The following is a 25,934-nucleotide window of genomic DNA, read 5'->3' on the forward strand; positions in this document are numbered from 1 at the left end:
TTATGCGCGAATTACTCAAGACAGTATATACAGGAATTTTTGATTCAAAAACTATTGAGAATATAGCAGAAGTTGCCGTGTTCAAAAGCTTCAAAAAAGGGGATGTAATTTTGGATATTGGTCAATCTATCCATTTTATTCCCTTAGTGCTAAATGGTGCTGTCAAAGTTATGCGCGAAGATTCCATACGAGGCGAGCTACTGCTGTATTATTTGATTTCTGGAGATACGTGCACGATGACTGCAACATGTTGTACAAGTAACAAGATAAGTTCTATCCGTGTAATTGCTGATACAGCAGTAGATCTTGCATTTATTCCTAATAGCTATTTCAATCATTGGTTGTCTACAAGTGAGACCTGGCGCAATTTCATATTACAAAGCTATTCCAAACGCTTGGATGAAATGATTGTAGCCGTTGACAGTTTGGCTTTCTCCAATATGGAAGAAAGGGTAATAACTTATTTATTACAAAAAATGAGATTGGAAGATAATAGAATTCTTACAGTTACACACGCCGAAATAGCTTCCGATCTCAATTCTTCTCGAGTAGTGATTTCTAGAATCCTTAAGAAATTAGAAAGTGATGAAAAAATCTTATTGTTACGCAATGAAATAAGAATTTTACTTTAATTTTTGTTGTTTTTCAATAATTAGTATCTTATATTTAGGAATAGATATTGTTATTATCGATAAGATTTTAATTATACTCATATTTATACCCATTTTTACCATATGAAAATTACGCTAGTGTGCATAGGCAAGACGGATGATAAATTTATTCAAGAGGGAATAGATAAGTATATTAAACGCTTAAAACATTACATCACTTTTAATATTATTGTCCTTCCAGATGTAAAGAATGTAAAAAATCTTTCGGAAGCGCAGCAGAAAGAAAAGGAAGCTGAACTTTTCTATAAGAATATCCAATCAGGTGATTTCGTGGTTTTATTGGATGAGAGAGGTAAGGAATTTAGATCCATAGAATTTTCTTCATTCATTGAAAAAAAGATGGTAGCCAGCGTGCAGCATATGGTATTTTTAATTGGCGGACCGTATGGATTTGCCGAGGAAATAAAACAACGTGCAAATTCATTTGTTTCTTTATCAAAGATGACTTTCTCTCATCAAATGGTTCGTTTGTTTTTTGTTGAACAAATTTATCGCGCATTTACCATTATGAAAGGGGAGCCTTATCATCATGAATAATATAGTAATCCGTTATTTTTAGTATCATTTTAAAAAAGGAGTATATATGGATATGGATAAATATAAAAGGGACTATAAATACAGAAGTTCTGAAGGAGATAAGAGTTACAAATGGATAATAATTATAGGAGCTATAGTTGTTGCATTATTAGCTTATTTTATCAAATAAAAAAATAAGGCGATATTGGGAGTATCGCCTTAAAATCACACTAACTATTTATCTCTTATGAAAAGAGAATAGGGCATCGATGCTTTGAAATTTTCAAGGAATCATCGATGACATAAATTTAGTAAAATAAGTTTTAATAATTCAAAATTTTATACAAAAAAATATTAACTAGTTTAAATTTTTAAATTTTAGTTAAAAATTTAAACACTTCTAATGCTTTTTTGTCTGTTTTGAAAGTCAAATCTTCTTCTTTTAGATTTTCAAGCTTTATTAATCTGAAAACTTCTAATTTATCCGCAACCAAATTATTGTTAAAATCAAAAGGTAAAGTCTTTAACTCAATATTTAATTCTTCTAATGCTTTTACCTCATAATAGATTGAGATGATTTGACTATTATTAAAACTAGATTTTTCATAAAAGTCCGTAGTGTAAATATGCCTTATCACGTCAATCTTCAGGTTACACTCTTCCATAAATTCTCTTTTGAGTGCATCTACCAGACCTTCTCCATATTCTAATCCTCCACCAGGAAACTTAGTGAACGACACACTTTGTGTTCTTTCATCGGTAATCAACACTTCGTCGTTTTCGGTTCTAAGTATTCCGTATACTCTGACGTTAAATGGAAACATTTCGCTTTATTTATTTTTCTTAGATAAATCTTTTAAATATATATTCTTGAATTCTACGGGCTGTCCTTCACTTTGCAAGGCAATAAAACCTCTTTTTAAAGCAGTTCCATCTATTTTAATACGTGGATCATAATTATTGACTATTGGACCTCCGATATGTGGTTTAGAATAGGTCAACACCGTATCGCCTTCGATAATATGATGTACTAACGAATCGCCTAATACAATTAATTCTGCTTTAACCCACTGATCTCCGTGGTATGTTTTGGAAGTGGAATTTATACAGTGTGTCGTTAACAATTCATTATTATAATAAATATGTGTACCAGGTGAACACATATTTCCTGTAGGTCTTGGTTTGCCATCACCTAACCCGCCTAAAAATTGCATTTCTACCGAAATAGGCCAATCTTGATTGGCTGGCATGGTACGAGGATCTTGTGAATGAAACATGACTCCACTATTTCGGATGGTATAGTCTGGTGCTCCTGGATAAAGGTCACCGTAGAATCTATATTCTAATTTCAAATGATAATGAGAATAGGGGATATCGTAATACAAATGCCCAAATCTATCCTCATATTTTTCTCCGTAGCCATCGTAGTTTACTTGGATTACACCATCTTTTACACGAAATGTATTGGCAAAATTATTACCCACTTCGTAGGGGTAGATTTTTGCAGTCCATCCTGACAAATCTTTACCGTTAAATAGCGGCTTCCATTCCGGAGTTTTTTCTTTGCTTACAGCGCATCCTAATAAAAAAAGACTACAAAATAATGCTGGAGAAAGTTTCATTTTCATGGTGTTAAATTTCTATGAATCCATTTTCAACAGCTGCTTCGTCGACAAACAATACGGAATAATGTCTTGGAAGTAACCAGCCAATTGTATTAGAAATAATCTCAAATTTTTTGTCATCTGCTATCTGAGGAGGAGTAAAATTGAAAACCAAATCTTGTTTTACTTCTTGTTCATTTTCATAATTGCGAGCAATCATCATCGCTTTTGGTGCTTCAATGCCCGCGTGTTTTAAAAATTCACGCAATTGATTTTTAAGATATTTAGGCAAGATAGCGTCCGAAGGAGCTCCTATCAAAATTTGTTCATCAGGTTTGATTTCTATTTGCTCTCTATTGTTGGAGAAAATGCTTTCTTCAGCATAAAAAGTGTCATTCAATTCGTAATTGACAATATCTCCATACGTAAATATCCAATCTGGTCTTTCATTCTGCGGATTGATAACTACGCCGAATCCTTGTGTTAATATCGCAGGAAGTTGTTTGTTGATTACAAAAGCTTGGAAGCTTTCGTCAGCTTTCACATTTTGAAGCTGTATATAAGGAAAACCATCACTTGCAATAACGACCTCAGGACTACCCAATTTAAGGTTTGCTTGATCCACGGCTTGTAGAAAATTGGCTATCCAATTTTGATCGCGTTCTGCAAAAGGCACTTCTAGTAATGAATTCAATATCACCGTCTTTTCTAAATCGCCTAACCCAATTTCTGGATTATTCTCATTATTCGTTACACTCATACTCTAATTTTAAATCTTTAAGTTGCGCTTAAAAGTACATAATTCTTATCTATATTTTAGGAGTAATATTAAATTATTGGCTATATTGTAAAGAGTTATTTTGCTACTTTTGTTGAATAAGAATATAAGTTAATGATAGATTCGAAACTGAGTACACCTATGAACGTAGCTACATCTAAGTTAAGTTATGATGATTTTCGTGAAATCATATTGAAAGACTATGAGGCTGCAGTTCAAAGTAGGTATGTAAGTTTATTGGGAAGGAAAGAAGTGCTAACGGGCAAGGCGAAGTTTGGTATTTTTGGTGATGGTAAAGAAGTCGCACAAATCGCTTTGTCAAAAGTATTCGAAGATGGTGATTGGCGATCAGGATATTACAGAGATCAAACTTGGGCTTTTGTATCTGGAATAAGTACAGTCTATAATTTTTTCTCACAACTGTATGCTCATCCCTCATTGGATGCCGATATTTCATCTGGAGGAAGACAAATGGTTGCCCATTTTTCTACAGCACTTACCGATGAAAATGGCGCGTGGAAAAACCAAACCCTTCAGAAAAATTCATTTTCTGATATTTCTACCACTGGCGGGCAGATGTCGCGTACATTGGGTCTAGGCTTAGCTTCTAAGCTGTACCGAAATAATAAAGATCTTGAGTATTTAAAATATTTCTCCAACCAAGGAAATGAAGTAGTTTTTTGTACGGTTGGTAACGCCTCTACTTCGGAAGGTGTATTTTGGGAAACTATCAATGCTGCTGGTGTGAAACAAATTCCAGCCGTGATTTCTGTTTGGGATGATGGTTATGGTATTTCTGTTCCAAATGATATTCAAACTACTAAATCCGATATTTCAGAAGTACTTCGTGGTTTTCAGCGAGACAATAATGCATATGGATTTGAGATTTTTAAGGTAAAAGGTTGGGATTATGCTGGTCTTTGTGAGACCTATGAGATGGCCGCAAAAATTGCGCGCGAAAAGCATATTCCTTGTTTAGTACATGTGACAGAATTGACTCAACCCCAGGGACATAGTTCTTCGGGTTCGCATGAGCGCTATAAGTCTGAGGAAAGATTACTTTGGGAACAAGAATTTGACTGTAATGTCAAAATGCGTCAATGGATTATTAGTTCGGGTATTGCAGTTGAGGCAGAGCTTAAAGAGATTGAATCTACTGCAAAAGATTTAGTTCGCGCAGAGCAGAAAAGAGCTTGGACGGATTACCGTAAGCTGTTGCAAAGTGAATTGGACGAAGCGATTCATTATTTATCAAAATTAGAAAATGAAATCGTTGAACTACCATTAAATATTTTAAAGAGTACCACAGAGCCTTCTCTTAAAGAAATATATTCGACGGTACGTCAGGTTTTGCGCGACTTGCGTTTTGAAAGTTCTGCTGAAAAGGATGAATTATATACTTGGTACCTAGAAAAGCAAAAGCTGAACCAAGAGCGCTATAACAGCAAATTGTTTACAGAAAATTCTTTTTCTCCGCTAGAGGTACAAGTTGTAGAACCAATTTATTCTACGGATTCTCCAATATTAGATGGCAGAGAAGTATTAAACGCTTGTTTTGAAGCAAATTTCAAAAATGATGAGCGTTTGGTGGCTTTTGGAGAGGATGTAGGTAAGATTGGTGATGTAAATCAAGGTTTTGCAGGATTACAGGAAAAATTTGGTGAGATACGAATTTTCGATACTGGTATTCGCGAGTCGGCGATAATTGGCAAAGGAATAGGGTTAGCCGTAAGAGGTTTGCGGCCTATAGCAGAGATACAATATTTAGATTATTTGATCTATGCACTTCCTGTGTTGAGTGACGATTTAGCTTCTTTGAGTTATAGAACCAAAGGCCAGCAAAAAGCTCCAGTTATAATTCGTACTCGAGGCCATAGATTAGAAGGAATTTGGCATTCTGGTTCACCAATGACAGTATTGTTGGGAGCTTTACGTGGATTACATATTTGCGTACCCCGTAACATGACACAAGCTTCTGGGATGTACAACACTCTTTTGCGTGGCGATGATCCAGCTGTAGTGGTGGAATGTTTGAATGGATATCGTTTAAAAGAAAAAATGCCTTCCAATGTTGGAGAATTCACCGTTCCAATTGGTATAGCTGAAGTAATACGTGAAGGTGAGGATATAACGGTAGTATCTTATGGTTCGACACTACGCCTTGTACAACAGGCGGCTATGGAATTGGATAAGATTGGAATTTCTATAGAAATCGTGGATGTACAATGTTTACAACCATTTGATCGTACACAAGTCTGTTTAGCTTCTTTAAGCAAAACAAACAGAATACTAGTAGTGGATGAAGATATGCCTGGTGGTGCTTCTGCGTTTATATTGCAACAAATCTTAGAGCAGCAGAATGGATATTATCATTTGGATAGTAAGCCTAGAACATTGTCTGCGAAGCCACATCGTCCTCCTTACGGATCAGACGGTGATTATTTCACAAAACCATCTGTAGATGATATTATTGAAACTGTTTATGAGATCATGAATGATGTCAATCCACAGCAGTTTCCAAAATACTTAGCTTAAAAAAAGCTAAGTATTTTGATTAAAATATAGAAGCAGCGCCAATAAGTGCTGCTTTTTCAGCATATTGCGCTTGAATAATTTTATATTCTGAAAAATAATTATCTAAATCAATTAAATTCCATGCTTTTGCAATATTTCCTCCGACTACAAAGCAATTACAGGAATATTTATCGCTAAAAAAAGCTAAGAAATCTTTTAATTGCGCACGATAATCTTTTATTAATGTGTCAAATTCTTGAGACTTACCATGATTGTCAATTATCTCTTTGAGTCCTTTTTCTTTACTTCCTTTTAAAGATTCAAAGGTTTTGGTAAACCATCTTGTAACTAAATATTCTTCAAAAATTGATTCTCGATATTTTTCTTTCCACAAGTCCGCATCAAAAGCTTTCTCATTTTGTGACCATACAGCACTGCCTAATCCTGTTCCTAACGTAATACCTAATACTTTTTCTTCCGAAGATAAATTTTGAGCATAAACTTCGCCTTGTAAAAATGCCGCGGCATCATTTATGTATTTTATTTCAATTGAAGGTATTTCCAATTCGTTTTTTAAAGCTTCTGTTACGTCCAATTTGTAGATAGCATCGTATTTATCTTGATTTTTCATTAACGATATTCCCTTCTCATAATCAAAAGGACCTGGCATTGCTATTCCAATATGGTCAATTGTTCCATCAAATTTCTCTAGGCAAGATTTTATATTACCCGACCATCCTTGGAAAATCGATTTAGCATCTGAAGACGAATTAATATGGGTACGTGAAAGTGTATATGATAAAATTTCCCAATTTTGGGTATTAACAATAGCAGAAGTAATATGAGTTCCACCAATGTCACACGCTAAAATAAAAGAAGGGGCTTCTGACATAATTGCAATTAGATTAACTTAGTTATCATTCAAAGATATGTTTTCTTATTAAAATTTGAACATAAAATTTTTAATAAGTTAAATTTTAATTACATAAACTGCGATCCACGTAGGTTTTACCGCCGTTTTTATTTATATAATAGCAGCCTCCTCGAGGACCATGTATATAGGTTCTGCCAGAATTATTCTTCGAACTACTTCTAATATTTTGAATTTTGTTATTGGAAGAAGAGGGGGTACTTGAAGTTGATTTACTATTCACGTATTCCCAAGTGCCATTTGATCGAAGTAATACTTTCTTTCCATCTTTTGTCATGGCATATTGGTCTTGAGCTTGCACCATTAAAAATAGCATCAAACTAAGGAAGGTGAAGAATAAAGATTTCATAGGTAATAAAAGGTTAAATAGTTTCCGTAAAAATACGGAAACTATTTTAAATATGGGTATAAGCTCTCTGCTTGAGCAATTGATCAGCAATAACTAAAGCCGCCATCGCTTCCACAATAATTACAGCACGAGGAACGACACAAGGGTCATGTCTACCTTTACCTGAAATTGTTGTTTCATCTCCTGCTTGATTCAAAGTTTCTTGGTCGCGCATAATCGTAGCAACAGCTTTGAAAGCTACTTTGCACGTGATATCCATGCCGTTAGAAATTCCACCTTGTATACCGCCTGAAAAGTTTGTTTTAGTAACCACTTTACCGTTTTCGGTGATAAAAATGTCATTGTGCTCAGAACCACGCATTCTAGATCCTTCAAAACCAGAACCATATTCGAAACCATGAACAGCATTGATGCTTAACATGGCTTTACCTAATTCAGCATGTAATCTGTCGAAAACTGGTTCGCCTAATCCCGCAGGAACACCTCTAATAATAGTTGAGATACGTCCACCCACGGTATCGCCGTTTTTGCGAATGTTATCAATGAAATCAATCATTTCATTCGCAGTTGCAGGGTCTGCGCATCGTGCAATATTGGATTCACGTGTTTCTAATAAGGCTTTTAAATCCGAAGAATCAACATTTGGTGCTTCAATCTGACCTACGCCAGATACATGAGCAAAAATCTCAATACCTTGTTGTTTTAAAAACAACTTCGCAATAGCACCTGCAGCTACACGAGCCGCTGTTTCGCGCGCTGAAGAACGACCTCCGCCACGGTAATCACGAATACCATATTTCATTTGGTACGTGTAATCAGCGTGTGAAGGACGGTATTTGTCTGCGATATGCGAATAATCTTTAGAACGTTGATCTTCGTTAGGAATTACAATCGAAATAGGCGTACCTGTTGATTTTCCTTCGAAAACACCCGATAAGATTTGAGCCGTATCACTTTCTTTACGTTGTGTCGTAATTTTAGATTGACCAGGTTTGCGCTTATCCAATTCGGATTGAATAAAAGCTCCGTCAATCTCAATATTTGATGGGCATCCATCCACAATAACACCAATGGCTTTGCCGTGAGACTCACCGAAAGTGGTTATCCTGAATAAATCGCCAAATGAATTTCCTGCCATAATTTGATTTTAGTAGCGTAAATATACTTATTTGCTCACTAATAATTTTATATACTGTCATTCCGACGCTAGGAGAAACCTATACAATTAACAATTATCGCTTATTAATTCAAAATTAGATTTCTCTCTTCACTTCGTTCGAATGACGTTTTAAAACTCCGTCATTCCGACGATAGGAGGAATCTATACAATTATCTTTTATCAATTCAACTAGATTTCTCATTACGTTGCACTTCATTCGAATGACGATTATAAGTTCGGAATGAAGTTTTAATGTTTTATTCTGCTATCGAAAAACTTTGTGCTGTTAAATGTTCCCAATACATCGGATATGATTTGTCAACAACATTTGGTTCTTCAATTTGGATTTCATTGAAAACTAAAGCCAAAGGTGCAAAAGCCATTGCCATACGGTGGTCTTCGTAAGTTGCAATAGAAATAGCTTCTGGTTCTTTTACATTATCGGAATTTAAATGATACACTTCATTAACTTCAGTCAATGTAGCGCCAAATTTGCTAATTTCATTTTGTAAAGCAGTAATACGGTCTGTTTCTTTGATTTTTAAAGTTTCTAAACCAGTAAAAGATACATTACGTTTTAATGCTGCCGCTACCACAACTACCGTTTGTGCCAAGTCTGGACATTCTTTAAAATCAAATAACGTTTTATCTGATTTTGCATCTGATTTTTGAAGTAAAATTCCTTTTTCTTCAAAAGTCGTTTTTACGCCAAAATGTGTCATGATTTCAGCAATCGCAATATCGCCTTGAAGGCTATTTTTCTTTAAACCTGGAAGTCTAATTTCTGCTTCTAAAGCTAAAGCTACCATCGCATACCAATATGAGGCTGCGCTCCAATCAGGTTCTACATAAATCGTTGCTTCCTTCGCTTCTTGTGGCAGAATTTGAATATTATTGTCTTTCCAAGTATGTTGAATACCTGCTTCAGCCAACATATTCAAAGTCATTGTCACATAAGGGCGCGAGGTCAATTCACCTTCAATCTCAATAGTCAAGCCTTTTCTCAAGGATGAAGCTATCAAAAGGAGTGAGGATATATACTGACTACTTACATCACCTTTGATGGAAACTTTGTCTTTGCCTTGGAATAATTTGCCTTCAATATATAAAGGAGGGAAGCCCGCTTTTTTGACATAATGCACGTCCGCACCGATAGTTTTCAGCGCATCAACCAAAATTCCGATAGGACGTTGTTGCATGCGTTCCGTTCCCGTCAAGATGAAATCTCCTGGAATCAGGTTGAGATACGATGTCATAAAACGCATTGCCGTTCCAGCAGGACCGATATCAATTGTTTTTTGTCCTTCGCCTTCAGCGTTAGCGTCTTTAATAGCATTGGTCAATAATACGGTATCATCTGCTTCTGAAAGGTTTTCAATCGTCACCTTACCTTTGCTAAGGGCTTGTATAATAAGAGCACGGTTGCTCTCTGACTTGGAGCCAGTTAATTGAACCGTGCCACTTAATTTTTTTGTCGAATGAGATAGCTTAATGCTTGTATGACTCATTATGCCTCCGTAGCTGTTTTTACGTTCATAATCTCATTTTGCTTGCGAATAGACTCGTTGTGTAGTAATTCTAAGTATTTAACTGTGAAGTCTTCGCCTAAATTCAATGCTTTAGCTAATTGAACACGTTTTTGAACTATTTCATCCCAACGCGAAACTTGTAAGATAGTTACATTGTTATCACGTTTGTACTCACCGATTTTCTCCGCGATTTTCATACGGTCACCGATAGTTTTAAGGATTTGGTCATCCAATTTATCAATTTGTTGACGCAGTTCAGCTAATTTATCTTCGAACGCAGGGTTGTTAGATTCCGCTTTACGTACGTTAACACTATCCAATAAATCTGCTAAAGCAGCTGGCGTAACTTGTTGTTTTGCATCCGTCCAAGCTACTGAAGGGTCAATATGTGATTCAATAATCAAACCTTGCATATCCATATCCAATGCTTTTTGAGTCACATAAGGAATCAACTCGCGGTTACCACAAATGTGGCTTGGGTCATTGATTAAAGGTAATTCAGGAGCAATAGTTTTTAATTGAATCGCCAAATCCCACATAGGCTCATTACGGAAAGCAGTTTTTTCGTATGATGAGAAACCACGGTGGATAGCACCAATCTTCTTGATTCCAGCACGGTTGATACGCTCGATAGCACCTAACCATAATGATAAATCAGGGTTTACTGGATTTTTGATTAATACTGGGATATCTACGCCAGACTCTTGAATCGCATCTGCAATTTCTTGAACAGTGAACGGATTAGCTGTAGAACGTGCTCCTACCCAAAGCACGTCTACACCAGCAGCCAAAGCTTCTTTCACGTGTTGCGCTGTTGCAACTTCAGTTGCTGTCAATAATCCTGTTTCTTCTTTAGCACGTTTTAACCACTCCAAACCAATGCTACCAATACCTTCGAATTCTCCTGGACGAGTACGTGGTTTCCAAATACCAGCACGTAATACATTTACTTTACCAGTATTAGCCAATAAATGTGCTGTAGAAACCAATTGTTCTTCTGTTTCAGCACTACAAGGTCCAGCAATGATTAATGGTTTACCGTTTGTATCTATCCAAGAACTTAAAGGAAGGATGTCTAAAGAATGTTTCATTTTTTATTTGAATTTTTTTATTTACAATTTGATTAGTAACTCTTTATGTTTGTGTTATACTTTTTCGTTTTTGATGTATTCGCCCATGATGCTGAAATTTACCGTATGTTTCAGGACTTTTCGGATAGCGGCATCGTAGTCTGATTGCTTTTTCCATTCTACATCTACATAGAAATCATATTCATTTCGACGTCCAACGACAGGCATAGATTGGATTTTACTCAGATTAACATTTTGTTCAGCAAAACATTGCAATACTGCTGCTAAAGAACCTACTGCATTTCCAGTTTGGAATGATAAGGAAGCTTTATTAGCACCTTTTTGCTCTACGACTTCGTTTGCTAATATTAAGAAACGTGTTGCGTTCTTTTTGTGTGTCTCAATACGTTTTTCTAAAATATTCAGACCATAAATCTTCGCTGCATATTCACTTGCTACTGCTGCAGTATGTGTCAGCTTCTCATCTGCAATTTTCTTGGCACAACCTGCAGTATCCATACCTTCTTTAATAGTCCATTCTGGATGCTCTCCTAAGAATTCATCACATTGACGAATGGCAATGGGGTGGGACTCTACAAATTGAATATCATTCAATTTTACACCGGGCAAAGCCAGTAAATTTTGCTGAATATTTAAGTGTACTTCTCCAATAATATGGAATCTGTAATCTCTCAAAAGATTGTAATTCGGTAAAATACTTCCTGCGATAGAATTTTCAATTGCCATCACTACATAGTCTGCTTTGCCTTGTTTAAGCATTTCGCAGGTTTGTTTGAAAGAACCACATTCAATAGTTTCGATATCCTGACCGAAATATTTGTAAGCAGCCTCTTCGTGGAACGATGCTTTTACACCTTGAATTGCAATTTTTATACTCATGTCGTTTTTATGTTCACAAAAAAAGTCCCAGTTTCAAACCGGGACTTTAGTATTTATCTTCTTAACTCAACACTATAATTAGTCCCGTCCTTTATTGCTAAAATAAAAGAAGTAATAAAAATTATATGTGTTAAAGTTTTTCATTTCTCGTTTTGATAATCCAAAGGTATACGAATATTTTTTAATTCCAAAATATTTGTAAAAAAAATATTTTTTTGATCAATTTTTATCTTAAAAATGTGGTAAAAATATGCGGTATTTTCTTGTGAATTTTAGTTGTAAAATTAGGTGTTTTAAGGTGAAAAAAATATAAAATATTTGTTTATTCTTTATTAAGGCGGTTTATAACTTTTTAATTTTTTAAAATTATGATGAAATTTTTAATAAAGAATAACGCTTTTTATGTGTGTTTTTTAATATGTAAAATTTATAAAAAACATATAAATTTTAGTGTTGTTTGATGCTTTTATGAGTGGTTTTATAATTGAAATATATTTAATAATATTGTGTTCTTAACAAAAGGTAGTTTATGATATATGTATTAATAAGTGTTTGCTGTAGTGTATTGGTAGGGGTGTTAATCAAATTGGCGAGGCAAAAGCAGGTCAATGTACAACAATTAGTACTCTGGAATTATCCCACTACAGTAGTCCTGACATATTTATTATTACAGCCCCATTTGCAAGGTTTGCGATGGAATTCACTTCCTTATCAGTTTTATATTCCTTTAACGATTCTTTTACCGTCTTTATTTATGTTTATTGCATTAGCAGTGAAATATAGTGGCATAGTAAAAACAGATGTGGCACAACGTATGTCTTTATTTATACCGTTAATTGCATCTTTTGTGATTTTTAATGAAGTTATAAAAGTTAACAAACTTATAGGCATAGGAATAGGATTAATAGCGGTTGCCTATTCGGTCAGTTGGGGAAAGGGGCAGAATAGACGAACCAGAAAAAACTCCATATATCCAATTGTAGTATTCGTAGGAATGGGATTTATAGATATTCTTTTCAAACAAATAGCATTATACAAGGCCATTCCATATACTACATCCATGTTTATCGTATTTGTAGGAGCAATGATTTTTGCGTTTTTGATATTATTGTATCGAGTAGGAATACAAAATAAACGTTTGGACAAATCTGCAATTCTGTGGGGATTGATATTAGGTTTATTTAACTTTGCAAATATTTATTATTACATGAAAGCCCATCGCGCAATAGCTGATAATCCATCTATAGTTTTTACAGCGATGAATGTTGGAGTTATAGTCTTGGGAAGTTTGGTGGGAGTATTTCTGTTTAATGAAAAACTCAGCTTAACGAACAAAATAGGTTTAGTGCTGGCTGTAGTGTCAATACTTTTAATTGCATACCTGTGAGTTTATTTGAAGATACGTACTTTACTATTGAAGAGCCTGCCGAAGGTATATTTCGAGACAAGGGAAGTAAGTTTTTTGCTTATGCCTATCCTTTTAAGGATGAAAATAAGCTTAAGGAAATTATAGGAGAGCTAAAGTCGTTGCATCCAAAAGCGCGACATCACTGTTGGGCGTATCGTTTGTCGCCAGATCGAACAGTTTTTCGAGTGAACGATGATGGAGAACCATCTGGAACTGCGGGAAGACCTATTTTGAATGCCTTACTTTCCAAAGACGTTACAAATATTTTGGTTGTAGTTGTAAGATATTTTGGAGGTACTTTACTTGGAGTTCCTGGTTTAATTAATGCTTACAAAACAGCAACCCAAGAAGCTTTAGCTAATGCAGTTGTCGTAGAAAAAACAGTCAATGATGTGTATCAAATTGACTTTGAGTATTTGGCTATGAATGATGTGATGCGTGTCATCAAGGATGAAAATTTTACTGTTTTGGACCAACAATTTGATAATGCTTGTGTTATGACTGTAGAAATGCGCAAAATGCAGGTTAATACTTTTATGCAGAAAATGGAAAAGGTCGAAGGCGCTCGCATTACGTATTTGCGAACGCTTTAAATACTAATTCGGTGAAAGTCCTTTTCGTGTAGAATCGAATTTCAATAGAATAAACAATAATATTGTAAAACTCCATAATGAGGAGCCACCGTAACTAATAAATGGTAATGGAATTCCAATAACAGGTACAATACCTATTGTCATTCCAATATTGATAAAGAAGTGGAAAAATAGGATAGAAGCCACTCCGTAAGCATAAACTCGCGCAAAAGTGGTGCGTTGCCTTTCAGCAATATGAATGATACGCAAAAGCAAGAAAATATAGATACCTATCAAAGTTAAACAACCAACGAATCCCCATTCCTCACCAACTGTACAAAAGATAAAATCCGTACTTTGTTCTGGAACGAAATTGTATTTCGTTTGTGTCCCTTGTAAATATCCTTTTCCAAATAATTTTCCTGAACCAATAGCAATTTTGGATTGGTTAAGATTATAACCCTGACCTTTCGGGTCATCCATTTTGCCTAATATAATATCAATACGATTTCTTTGGTGCGATTGTAAAACATTTTCATAAGCAAAGTCAACACTTAACACGTATACACTAGCAACAGCGAAAATTACTCCTATATCGATTAAATACTTTCTTTTCTTACCGAGTAAAAATATAAATACAACACAGACAGCAGCGATTAGACCAATTAAAATCCACTGATTTACCAATAAGGCTAAAACGAACAAGAGTATAGCTAAACCACCAAATATAAGCAGTTTCGTTCCTACAAATCCTTCACGGTAAAATACAAATATTAGGGAAAAGAAGGCTAGAGCAGAACCTGTATCGGGTTGTAACATAACCAAAAAAACTGGAAAAAGCACGATACAAGCACCTATAACTAAACCCTTCATTGTTGGGACTTTGTTAGTCTGGGTATTTAGAAAATAAGCTAAGAGGAGACAGGTCGCTAATTTTCCGAATTCAGAAGGTTGTAAGCGGAAACTTCCGATAGGTATCCAAGCTTGATTACCTCCGACATTTCGTCCCACAACCAATACTGCTACGAGTAGCAATGTTACGACCACATAGATAAACGGAGTCGCAGAAATAAAAAATCGTTGGTCTATGATAAGTATACTGAAGCCAATTATTAGAGCAGTAAAGATATAAATTGACTGTTTGCCATAATTGGTAGCCATACTGAATAATCCTGGATTTTCAGGGTCATATACAGCAGCATGAATGTTGAACCAGCCAATAAGACATAATAGCAACCACAAACAAATAGTCACCCAATCAATTTTTCCCAGAAATCCTTTCTTATCATTGTGCATAGTTTCTTCTTACTTGACTATGGTGAACCAATAAATTTTTGTTGTTTTTCTCCCGTGCTGCAGCTTGTTTTACTGGAGTAGAATTATTTTGTGAATTCTTTGTGCTATCTTTTTTTTCTTTTACCGTAGGCTTAATTTCCTTGGTTTTTACTTTAGGCAAAATAACAGCATTCATGACACGATCTTGGATATATTTTGGTAATGTAATCGTATCCTTGATATATTTTTCTACCAGCATACTGGCGATCGGAGCAGCCCAAGTACCACCATATCCTGCATTTTCTACAAATACTGCGATAGCTATTTTAGGATTTTCTCGAGGAGCAAAAGCAAAGAATACCGCGTGGTTTTCCCCATGAGGATTTTGCACTGTACCGGTCTTACCACACATTTCAATACCGGGAATTTTAGAAGCGGCAGCTGTACCAGAAGAAACCGCACGACTCATTCCCTCAATTACCGGTTCGTAATATTTAGCATCTACACCCGCCCAAATTTTTTCTGTAAATTCCTTTTTTACAATTTTTTCCTCGCCAATACCTTTAATTAAGTGTGGTCGATAATAGAATCCTCGATTTGCCACAATAGCCATAATATTTGCCATTTGCAAAGGTGTAATCCCTAATTGACCTTGACCAATAGATTGTGATATGTTGTAACTAGAAGTCCATTTGTTACTGCCAAAATTTTTAGTGTAATAATCCGCAGGGAATACATTTCCACCTTTTTCACCAGGTAGGTCAATACCTAGAGGATGACCTAAACCGAATTTCATTAATCCATCACGCCATAAATCGTAAGCTTTGTAACTCGGCATACCACGTCTATCGAGCATATGTGCATAGACATAACCGTAATAGGTGTTACAGGACTTTTGAATTGACTTTACTAAATCAGTGGGACCATCTACGTGGGTACAGCGCATTATTGCATTACGGCCATAACGATAACCCCCAGGACAATTGAAAATTGTCTGTGCATTGATCACGCCCGCTTGTTGGGCTGTAAGTGCTGCAACAACCTTAAATACAGAACCAGGAGGATATGATGCTTGAATTGGTCGGTTAAACATAGGTTTGTAAGGGTCGTTCAACATTTTCATGTAGTTATTTCCCCTTTCGCGCCCAACCATTAAATTTGGATTATAACTCGGACTACTTACATAAGTTAAAATTTCTCCCGTAGATGGCTCTATAGCTACTACAGACCCTAATTTATTGCGCATCAGTTTTTCAGCTAATAGCTGCAATTCTTTGTCTAATGAAGAAACAAGACCTTCTCCCGAAATAGCTAAAGTGTCATATTTACCTTCCATGAACGAACCTTGAGGCCTATTCAGGGCATCTACCATTTGGTTTTTAACACCTCGTGTTCCGCGTAATAATTCTTCATAAGAACGTTCAACTCCTGAAGCGCCTATATAATCACCCGAGCGATAAAATCCCTTAGAGCGCTCGATATCTTTCTCTGTGACTTCTAAAATATAACCTAAAAATTGCGCAGCAACGCTATCTGGATAAGTACGTATATTACGATCTACAGTATAAAAACCGTTGAATTTATCCATATGTTCCTGAAGAACAGCAAAGGTTTCTTTTGGAATTAATTTTTCAAAGATGGAAGCCCGGTAAGGAGAGTGGTCACGCGCTTTTTTCATGCGCTTATCAAACCCTTCGCGGTCTATATCGATCAATCTACAAAGTAGTGCAGTATCAATGTTTTTGGCTTCCTTAGGAATGACCATCAAATCATATACAGGTTCATTCTGTACTAAAATTTCCCCATTTCGATCTAAAATAACACCACGAGCTGGATATTCTATTACTTTACGTAGGACGTTGTTATTGGCTGATAATAAGTAAGAATCGTCAATTATCTGTAAGTAAAATAATCTAGCGATTAGAGTCAATGCTATAATAAGGATAATACCTTGAATAACGTATTTACGTTCGAAAAAACTATTCATGAAAGAACCTTATTAATTAATGACACGAGACTTTTTGTGGTATGTCAATAAGCTTATAACAAATATTAATATTAATGTAAACACCCCGCTTAATGCAATACTGAGGAGTGTATGTATAAAATTATAAAAAGAGAATGCTTCTACAAAAAATAAAACAACATGATGAATTAGTACAGACAATACGATATAGGTACTGTACCATTTAAAACCCATATTTCCCCAAGAAGGTGTATTAAAAGATTCTTGTTCATCCAATTCAATCGTAATTTTATGAAAGAATATTCTGAAATAAGCTACGGCTACACAAGCTGCAGCATGTATACCAATACTGTCGTAAAACGCATCAATGGATAAACCTGTAAGAAATGCTAATGTATAAAGCAAAAGATTTGGTAATCCAATAGGCAACAAGAGAATGATGAGGATATATGGAAATGCTACCGCTATATTGTAATATCCTATATTCTTAAGCACTGCTACTTGGAGAATAAGTAACACCAAAAAACGAATGATATTAAAAATTATAATTCTACCCATTGTCTTCGTTTAATGCTTCTAACTCTAATTTTTCCTTCGCTAATTTGTCTTTGACTATATACACGTGGGTTAATTTCTCAAATTTTGTAGTCAACAAGATTCGAACATCCTTAAATGATCCACCCGAAACAATATCTGTTTGAACAACATATCCCACTTTTATTCCTTTCGGAAATTTAGTCGAATATCCCGAAGTATAGATTGGTTGTCCGACATACAATTTGACGTGGTTAGGAATATCTCGAACCATAGCAAATCTAGATTCTGTATTATCTCCCCATACTAATGAACCAAAAGCTGAAGACGTGGAATCCACTGAAACAGAAATTTTGGTATCTGGATGCAGTAAGGATTTTATGGTACTGAAGTGCGGAGAAACATTTAAAACTGTTCCAACAACACCGTTAGAAGTAATAACGCCCATATCTTTTTCTATACCATCCAAAGATCCTTTATTGATAGTAATGTAGTTGCTTCGTTGATGTACACTATTATTTACTACAGATGCAACGACAAATTCAAAACGACTTGGATTGTCCATGGAATCTGTGTTCAATGGTTCATTAATACTGTCTTTTGCCACCATTTCTTGCAACTGATGTCTTAGTAAGGCATTCTCATCCAACAAATCTTTATTTGCTTCGGCAAGATGCATGTATTCTTTCCAAGAATTGACATTACTATAGAAAGATCCAACAACGACGTTGGAAGAATTCACAAAAGAAGAGCGTTGATAATTATTGTTGTTAACAACAAGAGCTAATGAAAACACGAAAAATAGTATAAACCAAAAGAAGGCATTATATCGGACTAAGAAGAGCCACAAATTTTTCATGAAAAGGTGTGTTGACTAAATTTAAATTTATTGTTAACAAATACGCGATATAGAAGAAGTAATACTTTTCTATATCGCGTCTAAATATTTTATATTGAGAAGATTATTGCATTAAGAATTTAAATCTTCCAATGTTTTTCAACGCAATACCAGTACCACGAACTACCGCACGAAGAGGATCCTCCGCCACATGAACTGGAAGTTTTGTCTTAGCTTGAATACGTTTGTCCAGCCCTCTTAATAAAGCTCCACCACCTGTTAAATAAATACCAGTTTGGTAAATATCTGCAGATAATTCAGGAGGAGTGATCTCCAAAGCTTTTAGAATTGCTTCTTCAATTTTAGAAATTGATTTGTCTAGACAATGCGCTATCTCCGTGTAAGATACTGTAATTTGCTTTGGAATACCAGTCATTAAATCACGACCTTGAACAGCAAAATCCGCAGGCGGATCTGATAATTCTGGTAATGCAGCACCTACTTCAATTTTTATTTTTTCAGCAGTACGCTCGCCAATCATGATATTATGTTGACGACGGATGTATTGTACGATATCCGAGTCAAAATTGTCACCAGCTACACGAATAGACTGATCACACACTATACCTGATAATGCTATAACAGCAATTTCTGTTGTACCACCACCGATATCGATAATCATATTTCCTACAGGCTCTTCTACATCAATACCGATACCTACGGCAGCAGCCATGGGTTCGTGAATAAGATAAACTTCCTTAGCTCCCGCAATTTCTGCTGAATCACGTACAGCACGTTTTTCTACCTCAGTAATACCTGAAGGTATACATACTACCATACGCAAGGATGGGAAAAACCAAGATTTACCATTATTAACCAGTTTCACCATACCGCGAATCAATGCTTCTGCTGCAGTGAAGTCAGCGATTACACCATCACGTAGAGGTCTTACTGTTCTTATATTGTCGTGCGTTTTACCTTCCATTTGCATCGCTTGTCTACCAATAGCAATTACTTTATTGGTAGTGCGATCAAATGCTACTATCGAAGGTTCATCCACTACTACTTTGTCGTTATGTATAATTAGGGTGTTTGCCGTCCCCAAGTCAATCGCAACTTCTTGCGTAAACCAATTGAATAAACCCATTTAAAAAGTCCTGATTCTTTGTGAAAAATTTGAACAAAATTAATTAAAAAAACTGATTATGATAATAGCTTCACGATAAAAACCGATAATAAATTTTCTTTTTTATTAGCAATTCGATATTCTATTCTCGTATCCGTATTTAACGCACATTTTTATTGAATTATTGCACATCCAATTTTATGTAGTAGTTGAATGTATCTACTTTTAGGTTGTCTTTTTTCAATCCTTCAATGTTTATTTTTGAAAAAGTGTCCGTTAATATTACTCGCTTGAGTGTATTTTCCGTACCTAAATGAATTGGCATTTTGAATTCTTTAACATTTGTTTTCCATCGACCTAAAGCCTCGCCATTAGAGTTAAACTTTATTTCAAGAGTAGGAATAACGTTGGTTTGAACATACTGCTCAAATACCTTGCTTAAATCCAGCGCAGAATGCTTGGAAATATAATTAACAATATCATTATAATCTACCTGATTGTGTTTGAAATCTTTATTTAAACTTCTCAAGATAAACCGCCATTTGGTATCGTCATCCACCATAGTTCGTATCATATTCCAAAATACGCCGCCTTTGACATACATATCTCCTGATCCTTCTTTGTTGACATGGTAAGGACCTTGCATAGGTTTATCATTTAAGATTCCGCTACGATTTCCATACACATAGTCTTGCCCAGGTTTTTTACCATAAAAATATTCTATAAATAAAGATTCGGAATAATTGGTAAAACTCTCATGTATCCACATATCAGCGATATCTTTTGCCGTGATATTGTTTCCAAACCACTCATGACCGCTTTCGTGAACGACAATGAAATCCCATTTTTTACCCCAACCCGTATTGGATCCATCTCTTCCTAAATAGCCATTCTGATACTTGTTGCCATAAGCAATAGCAGATTGATGTTCCATTCCCAAATGCGCCGTTTCCACAATTTTATAACTGTCTTCGTAGAAAGGGTAAGGACCAAACCAATATTCAAAAGCTTCTAATGTTTGTGCAACATTTTTCTTCAAGTGCGCTCTTTTTTCTTCGGTGTCATTCTCGCGGAGAATATAATAGTCCGCATCCATCATCCCATCTTCTGTTTTGATTTTTTGCCGAAATCGTACGTAGTCGCCGATATTCAAAGAGACATTGTAGTTGTTAATCGGATTTACTACTCGCCAATGGTATTTGGTATATCCATCTTGCAGCGAATCTACTTTTATCAGCCTTCCGTTGGACACGTTCATGACTTCTTTTGGAACGGCTACCGATATAAGCATACTATCAGGTTCATCGGATTGATGATCCTTATTTGGCCACCATGCACTAGCACCAAGACCTTGCACAGCTGTAGCTACAAAAGGTTTTCCATTACTGTCTTTTTTCCAATCAAAACCACCATCCCAAGGCGCTCGAGTAGCATGAATAGGGTTTCCGGAATAATATACTTTGAAAGTTTCTACTGTACCTTTCTTAATCGTTTTAGGAAATGTGACAAAAACAGCATTGTATTCTCTCGTGAACGCTAGATTCTGTCCTTCATATTCCACTTTGTCTACCGATAGATTATCGAATAGGTCAAATTGTAATTTCTTAAAATCCTGAATTGCTTTAATTTTAAAAAGGTTAGATCCCGATATAAATTTATTGTCGATATCTACTTTGACATCCAAATGGTAGTATTGGACATCATAACAGGTCCTTAATGGTGTTAATTGTCCTCGAAGAGAATCAGCTTTATTATATAGATCTTTTGCGCGCATCAATTGCGCTTTGGATGGGGCAGAAGTTAGGCAGAATGCAGCTATAATCGTACTTGCAAAAAAAGTTTTATTCATTTATTTCTATGTAATCTGATGATTTGGGAATGTTCTGTAAAATAGGTTTCCAGTTTTCGGGCAGTGTGGTGAGTTTGCGTGCCACTAAATTAAGCCAAGCGCCATCTACATTTACGATAGCAGCTACATCTCCGTTTGATTTTAAAATTTTATGTTGGAAGGAAAATCTACCGTTTATCGTATTGAATTTACTTAGTTCTGTGGATACTTTGATGAACTCGTCTAGCTTAACTTCACGATGGTAAATGAGTTCTTCGCGAAAAAGAATAGGACCAATTTTATTTTTAGCAAATTCATCTAACGATAATCCTATTTTGTTTAACATATTGCTTCGGGCTTGGGCACAAAAATCGGCATAAGCGGAATGTCTAAGGTGTCTATTAGCGTCTATTTGACTCCATAGCACCTGTCCTTCATAATAGATGTTGTCGTTCATAATTAATTCATATGCCCTAAAATAGTAATTAATATCAATTTATAGGCTTAAACCTTAAAGTAAAAGAGCGATAAAACCTATTTTATCGCTCTTTTTAGTCCTGAATATTTTTATATATTAAATTGGAGAGGCTAACTGCATTAATATAGCCGTTAACCAACCAGCATAGGTTCCAATAGCGTAGCTAAACACCGATAAAATAACACCAACGGAAATTAGTGAGGGGTGGAAGGCAGCTGACATTACTGATGCTGATGCCACTCCTCCAACATTTGCCATACTTCCTACGGCATAGTAGAAGAAAGGAATTTTAAAGATTTTAGCTACTATAAATAGAAGTAAGGCGTGGAATGAAATCCAAAGGATACCAACAATAAATAATCCAGGGTTTTGGAGAATGGCCAAAATGTCCATTTGCATACCGATAGTGACGATCAACATGTACAACAAGGCTGTTCCCATTTTGGAGGCGCCTACATTTTCTAGTTTACGCAAAGGTGTAAAAGAAAGACAAACACTGATAATAGTAGCAAATAGTATTATCCAAAAAAATGTATTGGTCAAAGAGAAGGTCTCTAATTGAGGATAGTTAACCATAATGTAAGCAGCTACTGGCTCAGCAAAAAAGGTAGCCAACCCTGTTCCAGCAAATGCCACTGATAACATAATTATGATATCTTTAGTTTCTGGCATTTTAGCATTTTCTTTCGCTTTTTTCTCCAATTTCACCATTAATTCATCTACATCTCGTGCGTCAGCCTTGAAAAATTTATCCATCAATTTGCTTTTGCTCGCACCATATAATAAAAGTGCCATCCAAGTGTATGCTACGAATACGTCGACTGCAATAATAGAAGAAAAAAGCTTCGGTGAAGGTTGAAGGATTTCTTTTAAAGCGACTTGGTTAGCGCTACCACCAATCCAAGACCCTGCAAGTGAACCCAGACCTCGCCAAACTTCATCCGGACCAGAGCCTCCAACTACTTGTGGAGCTACTAATGATGTAAGGTAAACCGCTAATGGTCCTCCGAGTAATATTCCGACTGTTCCGGTAATGAACATCAATCCCGCCCTTTTGCGTAGGGCCCACATTTCTTTAATATCCAAATTAAGAATAAACAAAATCAAACATGCAGGAAGGAAATAGCGACTTCCGATAGTTGTTAATGGAGAATTAGCTCCGTCAAATACATGAAATGAATTTAAAACTCCGGGTAAAAAATAGCATAAAAGTAAAGGGGGGATAATATCATAAAAGCCTTTTATGAATTTGTTATTGATTCCAGAAGTATAAAAAACTAATCCTAAGATTGCCATCAGTATACCGACAATCACAGTATTATTGGTGATAAGTGGTTCTATTTGTTGTACGCTTTCCATGGTTTATCATTAAAATGCTGTGAAAATATGTAATATTTTTGATGTTTTTGGTAATAAAAACAGAAAGTAATGACTTTCAACTTCCTAAAAATTATATAAAGTTGCATATTTAACGTATGAAATATTCTAGACGAAATTTTATTAAAACAAGTGGTCTTGTACTAGGCACTTTGCCTTTTGCATCTATGGCCAATTCAATAAACCTGAATAGAAAAATTAAAGTAGGATTGATAGGTTGTGGGGGTAGAGGAGTAGGTGCACTAATACAGGCTATGTCTGCAGATCCTGATGTTATTATTACAGCTTTGGCTGATGTTTTTCCGGAACAAGTGGATCAAGCATTGAAACTTGCGATGAAAAAGGATAGTGCAAGAGTGGATGTGCCTAAAGAAAGACAATTTTTAGGTTTCGAAAGTTACAAAGATCTTATAGATACCGATGTTGATATAGTTTTATTGTGCAGTCCGCCAAATTTCAGACCTGATCATATTGAATACGCTGTAGCAAAAGGCAAACATATTTTTTGCGAAAAACCTGTAGCGATTGATATCCCTGGACTTAAACGGGTGATGGAAACAGTAAAAATTGCTAAAGAGAAGAATTTAAATATTGTGTCTGGATTCTGTTTTCGCTATTTGACGCCCAATCGTGAAATTATGAAACGTGTGTCTGCAGGTGATATTGGGGAGGTAAAATCGGTGACTACTTTTAGGTGTGGTGGCGAGAATACGTTAAAACCACGTCTAGCTTCTTATAATGAAATGCAGTATCAATTAAAAAACTGGTATTATTTCCAGCGTTATGCTGCAGATCTAATCGTAGAACAAACTGTTCATAGTCTGGATTATATGAATTGGATTATGAATAATAAATTGCCAAAATCTGTTTTTGCAACTGGTGGAAGACAAACATGGAAATGGGATGCTATTGGCAATGGTTTCGATCATTTTGCAGTAGAATATGATTATGGGAATGGGGTGAAAGGAGTACATTTTGGAAGACAACAAAGCGGAACAGATAGTCGTAATTCTGTAGAGGTTTTAGGTTCTAAGGGAAATGTTGAAGTTAACCTGATGAGTTCTTATAAAATTCACGGAGAAAAGCCGTACGAGTTTTCAGGCAATTCTAATAATATGTACCAAACGCAGCACGATGAGCTTTTAGCAGCGGTGCGCTCAGGTAACGTAATAAATGATGGTGATCAAATGGTAAATTCTACCTTATTGGCCATTTGGGGTAAAATCTCAGCTTACACAGGTAAACGCATCACTTACGAGCAAATTATGTCTTCCAAAGAAGTGCTTAGTCCGCTTTCTAAAGATTTTTCTTGGGATATGCCTGCGGACAATATGGAAATTGCTAGACCAGGTATGAAATCATTTGTATAATGGAGAAGATTAAAATATTAGTAGTAGGTTGTGGCAATATGGGGGCTTCTCATGCAAAAGCTTACCACGATTTTCCAGAATTTGAAATAGTCGGTTTAGTATCACGAGGTAATAGTAAAGTAGCGCTTCAGCAGAGTTTAGGATCAGATTACAATTTGTTTGAAGATTATGAAGAAGCTTTAGTCGAAACAAAACCTGATGCTGTGTGCATTTCGACTTATCCCGATACACATGAAGAATATGCCGTAAAAGCGTTTGAAGCAGGCGCGCATGTTTTTATTGAAAAACCTTTAGCGGATACTGTTGTTGGTGCTCAACGCGTGATCGATGCGGCTAATAAGACAGGGAAGAAGTTGGTCGTAGGATATATTCTAAGACATCACCCTTCTTGGATGCGTTTTATTGAGGAAGGAAAAAAACTAGGTTCACCGTTAGTTTTTCGCATGAATCTCAATCAGCAAAGCCAAGGTTATATGTGGGACGTGCATCGTAATTTGATGAAGAGCTTGAGTCCAATTGTTGATTGTGGAGTACATTATATTGATGTAATGTGTCAAATGACAACTGCTAAACCGATGTCCGTTTCAGCTATAGGTGCTCGCTTGACAGAAGACATTCCGACGGACAATTATAATTATGGCCAATTGCAGATTCGTTTTGATGATGGGTCTGTTGGTTGGTATGAAGCTGGATGGGGGCCTATGGTTAGCCAAACTGCTTTTTTTGTGAAAGATGTATTTGGGCCAAAAGGTTCTGTTTCCATCGTTGCAAAAGAAGCATCAAAGGATGGAAAGTCCGATTCTATAGAAGCGCACACCAAAACCGAGTCCATACGGGTACATCATGCAGCTATCGATTCAAATAATAACTTTTTACAAGAAGATAAATGGATTAATTTGACGGATGAGCCCGATCATCAAGAATTGTGCAATCGTGAACAGAGGTTCTTTTACGAAGCAATTATTAATGATTTCGATATATCCAAATCGATGGACGATGCGCTAAATAGTTTAAAAATTGCATTAGCTTGTGATGAAAGTGTCAGAACAGGGGAAATAGTTAAGCTATAATACCAACTAAAGATATTTAATAAGGCCGTCTCAAAATAATTGAGGCGGCTTTTTTAGTTTTAAATGAATCC

24 protein-coding genes are annotated in these 25,934 nt (G+C 35.8%); 7 read left to right on the top strand and 17 right to left on the bottom strand.

All coding sequences use genetic code 11. The features are described from left to right. Nucleotides 1-2 precede the first annotated feature (2 nt). Nucleotides 3-632, top strand: coding sequence for a Crp/Fnr family transcriptional regulator (locus G5B32_RS11250; protein ID WP_165291628.1), 630 nt, complete (start codon nt 3-5; stop codon nt 630-632). A 102-nt stretch (nt 633-734) separates the two neighbouring features. Further along, nucleotides 735-1,208: a 23S rRNA (pseudouridine(1915)-N(3))-methyltransferase RlmH gene (gene rlmH, locus G5B32_RS11255; RefSeq protein ID WP_165291629.1), complete on the top strand. Its 474-nt coding sequence runs from the start codon at nt 735-737 to the stop codon at nt 1,206-1,208. Between the two features lie 350 nt (nt 1,209-1,558). On the opposite strand, the gene G5B32_RS11260 is transcribed toward rlmH, so the two are convergent. The 3 genes from G5B32_RS11260 to G5B32_RS11270 are packed head-to-tail and all read right to left on the bottom strand — an operon-like array spanning nt 1,559 to nt 3,551. Next, nucleotides 1,559-2,011, bottom strand: a complete 453-nt coding sequence (locus G5B32_RS11260) for an NUDIX domain-containing protein (protein ID WP_165291630.1) — start codon at nt 2,009-2,011, stop codon at nt 1,559-1,561. A 6-nt stretch (nt 2,012-2,017) separates the two neighbouring features. After that, on the bottom strand, nt 2,018-2,815 hold the full coding sequence (locus G5B32_RS11265) for a DUF1080 domain-containing protein (RefSeq protein ID WP_240899056.1): 798 nt from the start codon (nt 2,813-2,815) through the stop codon (nt 2,018-2,020). A 4-nt stretch (nt 2,816-2,819) separates the two neighbouring features. Beyond that, entirely contained in the window at nt 2,820-3,551 is a 732-nt protein-coding gene (locus G5B32_RS11270) for a hypothetical protein (protein ID WP_165291631.1), read from the bottom strand. Between the two features lie 132 nt (nt 3,552-3,683). Between G5B32_RS11270 and G5B32_RS11275 the strand changes: the two genes are divergently transcribed. Next, a complete protein-coding gene (locus G5B32_RS11275; RefSeq protein WP_165291632.1) occupies nt 3,684-6,104 on the top strand; it encodes a thiamine pyrophosphate-dependent enzyme in 2,421 nt (806 codons plus the stop codon). A gap of 19 nt (nt 6,105-6,123) precedes the next feature. Here G5B32_RS11275 and G5B32_RS11280 read toward each other — a convergent pair whose 3' ends face one another. From G5B32_RS11280 to G5B32_RS11305, 6 genes are all read right to left on the bottom strand, one after another. Further along, nucleotides 6,124-6,975 (bottom strand): ROK family protein, encoded by an 852-nt coding sequence (locus G5B32_RS11280; RefSeq protein ID WP_165291633.1) that lies wholly within the window; start codon nt 6,973-6,975, stop codon nt 6,124-6,126. Nucleotides 6,976-7,060: 85 nt separating this feature from the next. After that, nucleotides 7,061-7,363: a hypothetical protein gene (locus G5B32_RS11285; RefSeq protein ID WP_165291609.1), complete on the bottom strand. Its 303-nt coding sequence runs from the start codon at nt 7,361-7,363 to the stop codon at nt 7,061-7,063. Nucleotides 7,364-7,409: 46 nt separating this feature from the next. Then, nucleotides 7,410-8,501 carry a chorismate synthase gene (gene aroC / locus G5B32_RS11290; protein WP_165291634.1) on the bottom strand — a complete coding sequence of 364 codons (1,092 nt, stop codon included), beginning with the start codon at nt 8,499-8,501 and terminating at the stop codon, nt 7,410-7,412. A 278-nt stretch (nt 8,502-8,779) separates the two neighbouring features. Then, nucleotides 8,780-10,030, bottom strand: coding sequence for a 3-phosphoshikimate 1-carboxyvinyltransferase (aroA, locus tag G5B32_RS11295; RefSeq protein WP_165291635.1), 1,251 nt, complete (start codon nt 10,028-10,030; stop codon nt 8,780-8,782). Then, on the bottom strand, nt 10,030-11,142 hold the full coding sequence (locus tag G5B32_RS11300; RefSeq protein ID WP_165291636.1) for a chorismate mutase: 1,113 nt from the start codon (nt 11,140-11,142) through the stop codon (nt 10,030-10,032). The genes aroA and G5B32_RS11300 overlap by 1 nt, the downstream gene beginning before the upstream one ends. A gap of 54 nt (nt 11,143-11,196) precedes the next feature. After that, entirely contained in the window at nt 11,197-12,021 is an 825-nt protein-coding gene (locus tag G5B32_RS11305) for a prephenate dehydratase (protein WP_165291637.1), read from the bottom strand. 529 nt (nt 12,022-12,550) lie between these two features. On the opposite strand from G5B32_RS11305, the gene G5B32_RS11310 reads away from it, so the two are divergent. Next, a complete protein-coding gene (locus tag G5B32_RS11310; RefSeq protein ID WP_165291638.1) occupies nt 12,551-13,408 on the top strand; it encodes a DMT family transporter in 858 nt (285 codons plus the stop codon). After that, complete coding sequence (locus G5B32_RS11315) at nt 13,405-14,022, top strand: IMPACT family protein (RefSeq protein WP_165291639.1); 618 nt, start codon at nt 13,405-13,407, stop codon at nt 14,020-14,022. The genes G5B32_RS11310 and G5B32_RS11315 overlap by 4 nt, the downstream gene beginning before the upstream one ends. A 3-nt stretch (nt 14,023-14,025) precedes the next feature. Here the strand turns inward: G5B32_RS11315 and rodA are convergent, their stop codons facing one another. The 8 genes from rodA to G5B32_RS11355 all read right to left on the bottom strand — a co-directional run bounded on the left by rodA (nt 14,026) and on the right by G5B32_RS11355 (nt 23,405). Beyond that, nucleotides 14,026-15,297: a rod shape-determining protein RodA gene (gene rodA / locus G5B32_RS11320; RefSeq protein ID WP_165291640.1), complete on the bottom strand. Its 1,272-nt coding sequence runs from the start codon at nt 15,295-15,297 to the stop codon at nt 14,026-14,028. Further along, nucleotides 15,287-17,263: a penicillin-binding protein 2 gene (gene mrdA / locus G5B32_RS11325; RefSeq protein WP_165291641.1), complete on the bottom strand. Its 1,977-nt coding sequence runs from the start codon at nt 17,261-17,263 to the stop codon at nt 15,287-15,289. The genes rodA and mrdA overlap by 11 nt, the downstream gene beginning before the upstream one ends. A gap of 12 nt (nt 17,264-17,275) precedes the next feature. Beyond that, nucleotides 17,276-17,800 (bottom strand): rod shape-determining protein MreD, encoded by a 525-nt coding sequence (locus G5B32_RS11330; protein ID WP_165291642.1) that lies wholly within the window; start codon nt 17,798-17,800, stop codon nt 17,276-17,278. Further along, nucleotides 17,793-18,635, bottom strand: a complete 843-nt coding sequence (mreC, locus tag G5B32_RS11335; RefSeq protein ID WP_165291643.1) for a rod shape-determining protein MreC — start codon at nt 18,633-18,635, stop codon at nt 17,793-17,795. Before mreC ends, G5B32_RS11330 begins: the two co-directional genes overlap by 8 nt. A gap of 103 nt (nt 18,636-18,738) precedes the next feature. Then, on the bottom strand, nt 18,739-19,761 hold the full coding sequence (locus G5B32_RS11340; RefSeq protein WP_165291644.1) for a rod shape-determining protein: 1,023 nt from the start codon (nt 19,759-19,761) through the stop codon (nt 18,739-18,741). Nucleotides 19,762-19,921: 160 nt separating this feature from the next. Beyond that, nucleotides 19,922-21,589 (bottom strand): M1 family metallopeptidase, encoded by a 1,668-nt coding sequence (locus tag G5B32_RS11345; RefSeq protein ID WP_165291645.1) that lies wholly within the window; start codon nt 21,587-21,589, stop codon nt 19,922-19,924. Continuing rightward, entirely contained in the window at nt 21,582-22,025 is a 444-nt protein-coding gene (locus G5B32_RS11350) for an acyl-CoA thioesterase (RefSeq protein ID WP_165291646.1), read from the bottom strand. The genes G5B32_RS11345 and G5B32_RS11350 overlap by 8 nt, the downstream gene beginning before the upstream one ends. Before the next feature lie 117 nt (nt 22,026-22,142). Then, nucleotides 22,143-23,405: a DUF819 domain-containing protein gene (locus G5B32_RS11355; RefSeq protein WP_165291647.1), complete on the bottom strand. Its 1,263-nt coding sequence runs from the start codon at nt 23,403-23,405 to the stop codon at nt 22,143-22,145. A 116-nt stretch (nt 23,406-23,521) separates the two neighbouring features. Between G5B32_RS11355 and G5B32_RS11360 the strand changes: the two genes are divergently transcribed. Then, a complete protein-coding gene (locus G5B32_RS11360) occupies nt 23,522-24,793 on the top strand; it encodes a Gfo/Idh/MocA family protein (RefSeq protein WP_165291648.1) in 1,272 nt (423 codons plus the stop codon). After that, nucleotides 24,793-25,863: a Gfo/Idh/MocA family protein gene (locus G5B32_RS11365; protein WP_165291649.1), complete on the top strand. Its 1,071-nt coding sequence runs from the start codon at nt 24,793-24,795 to the stop codon at nt 25,861-25,863. Before G5B32_RS11360 ends, G5B32_RS11365 begins: the two co-directional genes overlap by 1 nt. Nucleotides 25,864-25,934: the final 71 nt, after the last annotated feature.

This window comes from Sphingobacterium sp. SGL-16 (genome assembly GCF_011043515.1).
In the GTDB taxonomy this organism is placed as follows: domain Bacteria; phylum Bacteroidota; class Bacteroidia; order Sphingobacteriales; family Sphingobacteriaceae; genus Sphingobacterium; species Sphingobacterium litopenaei.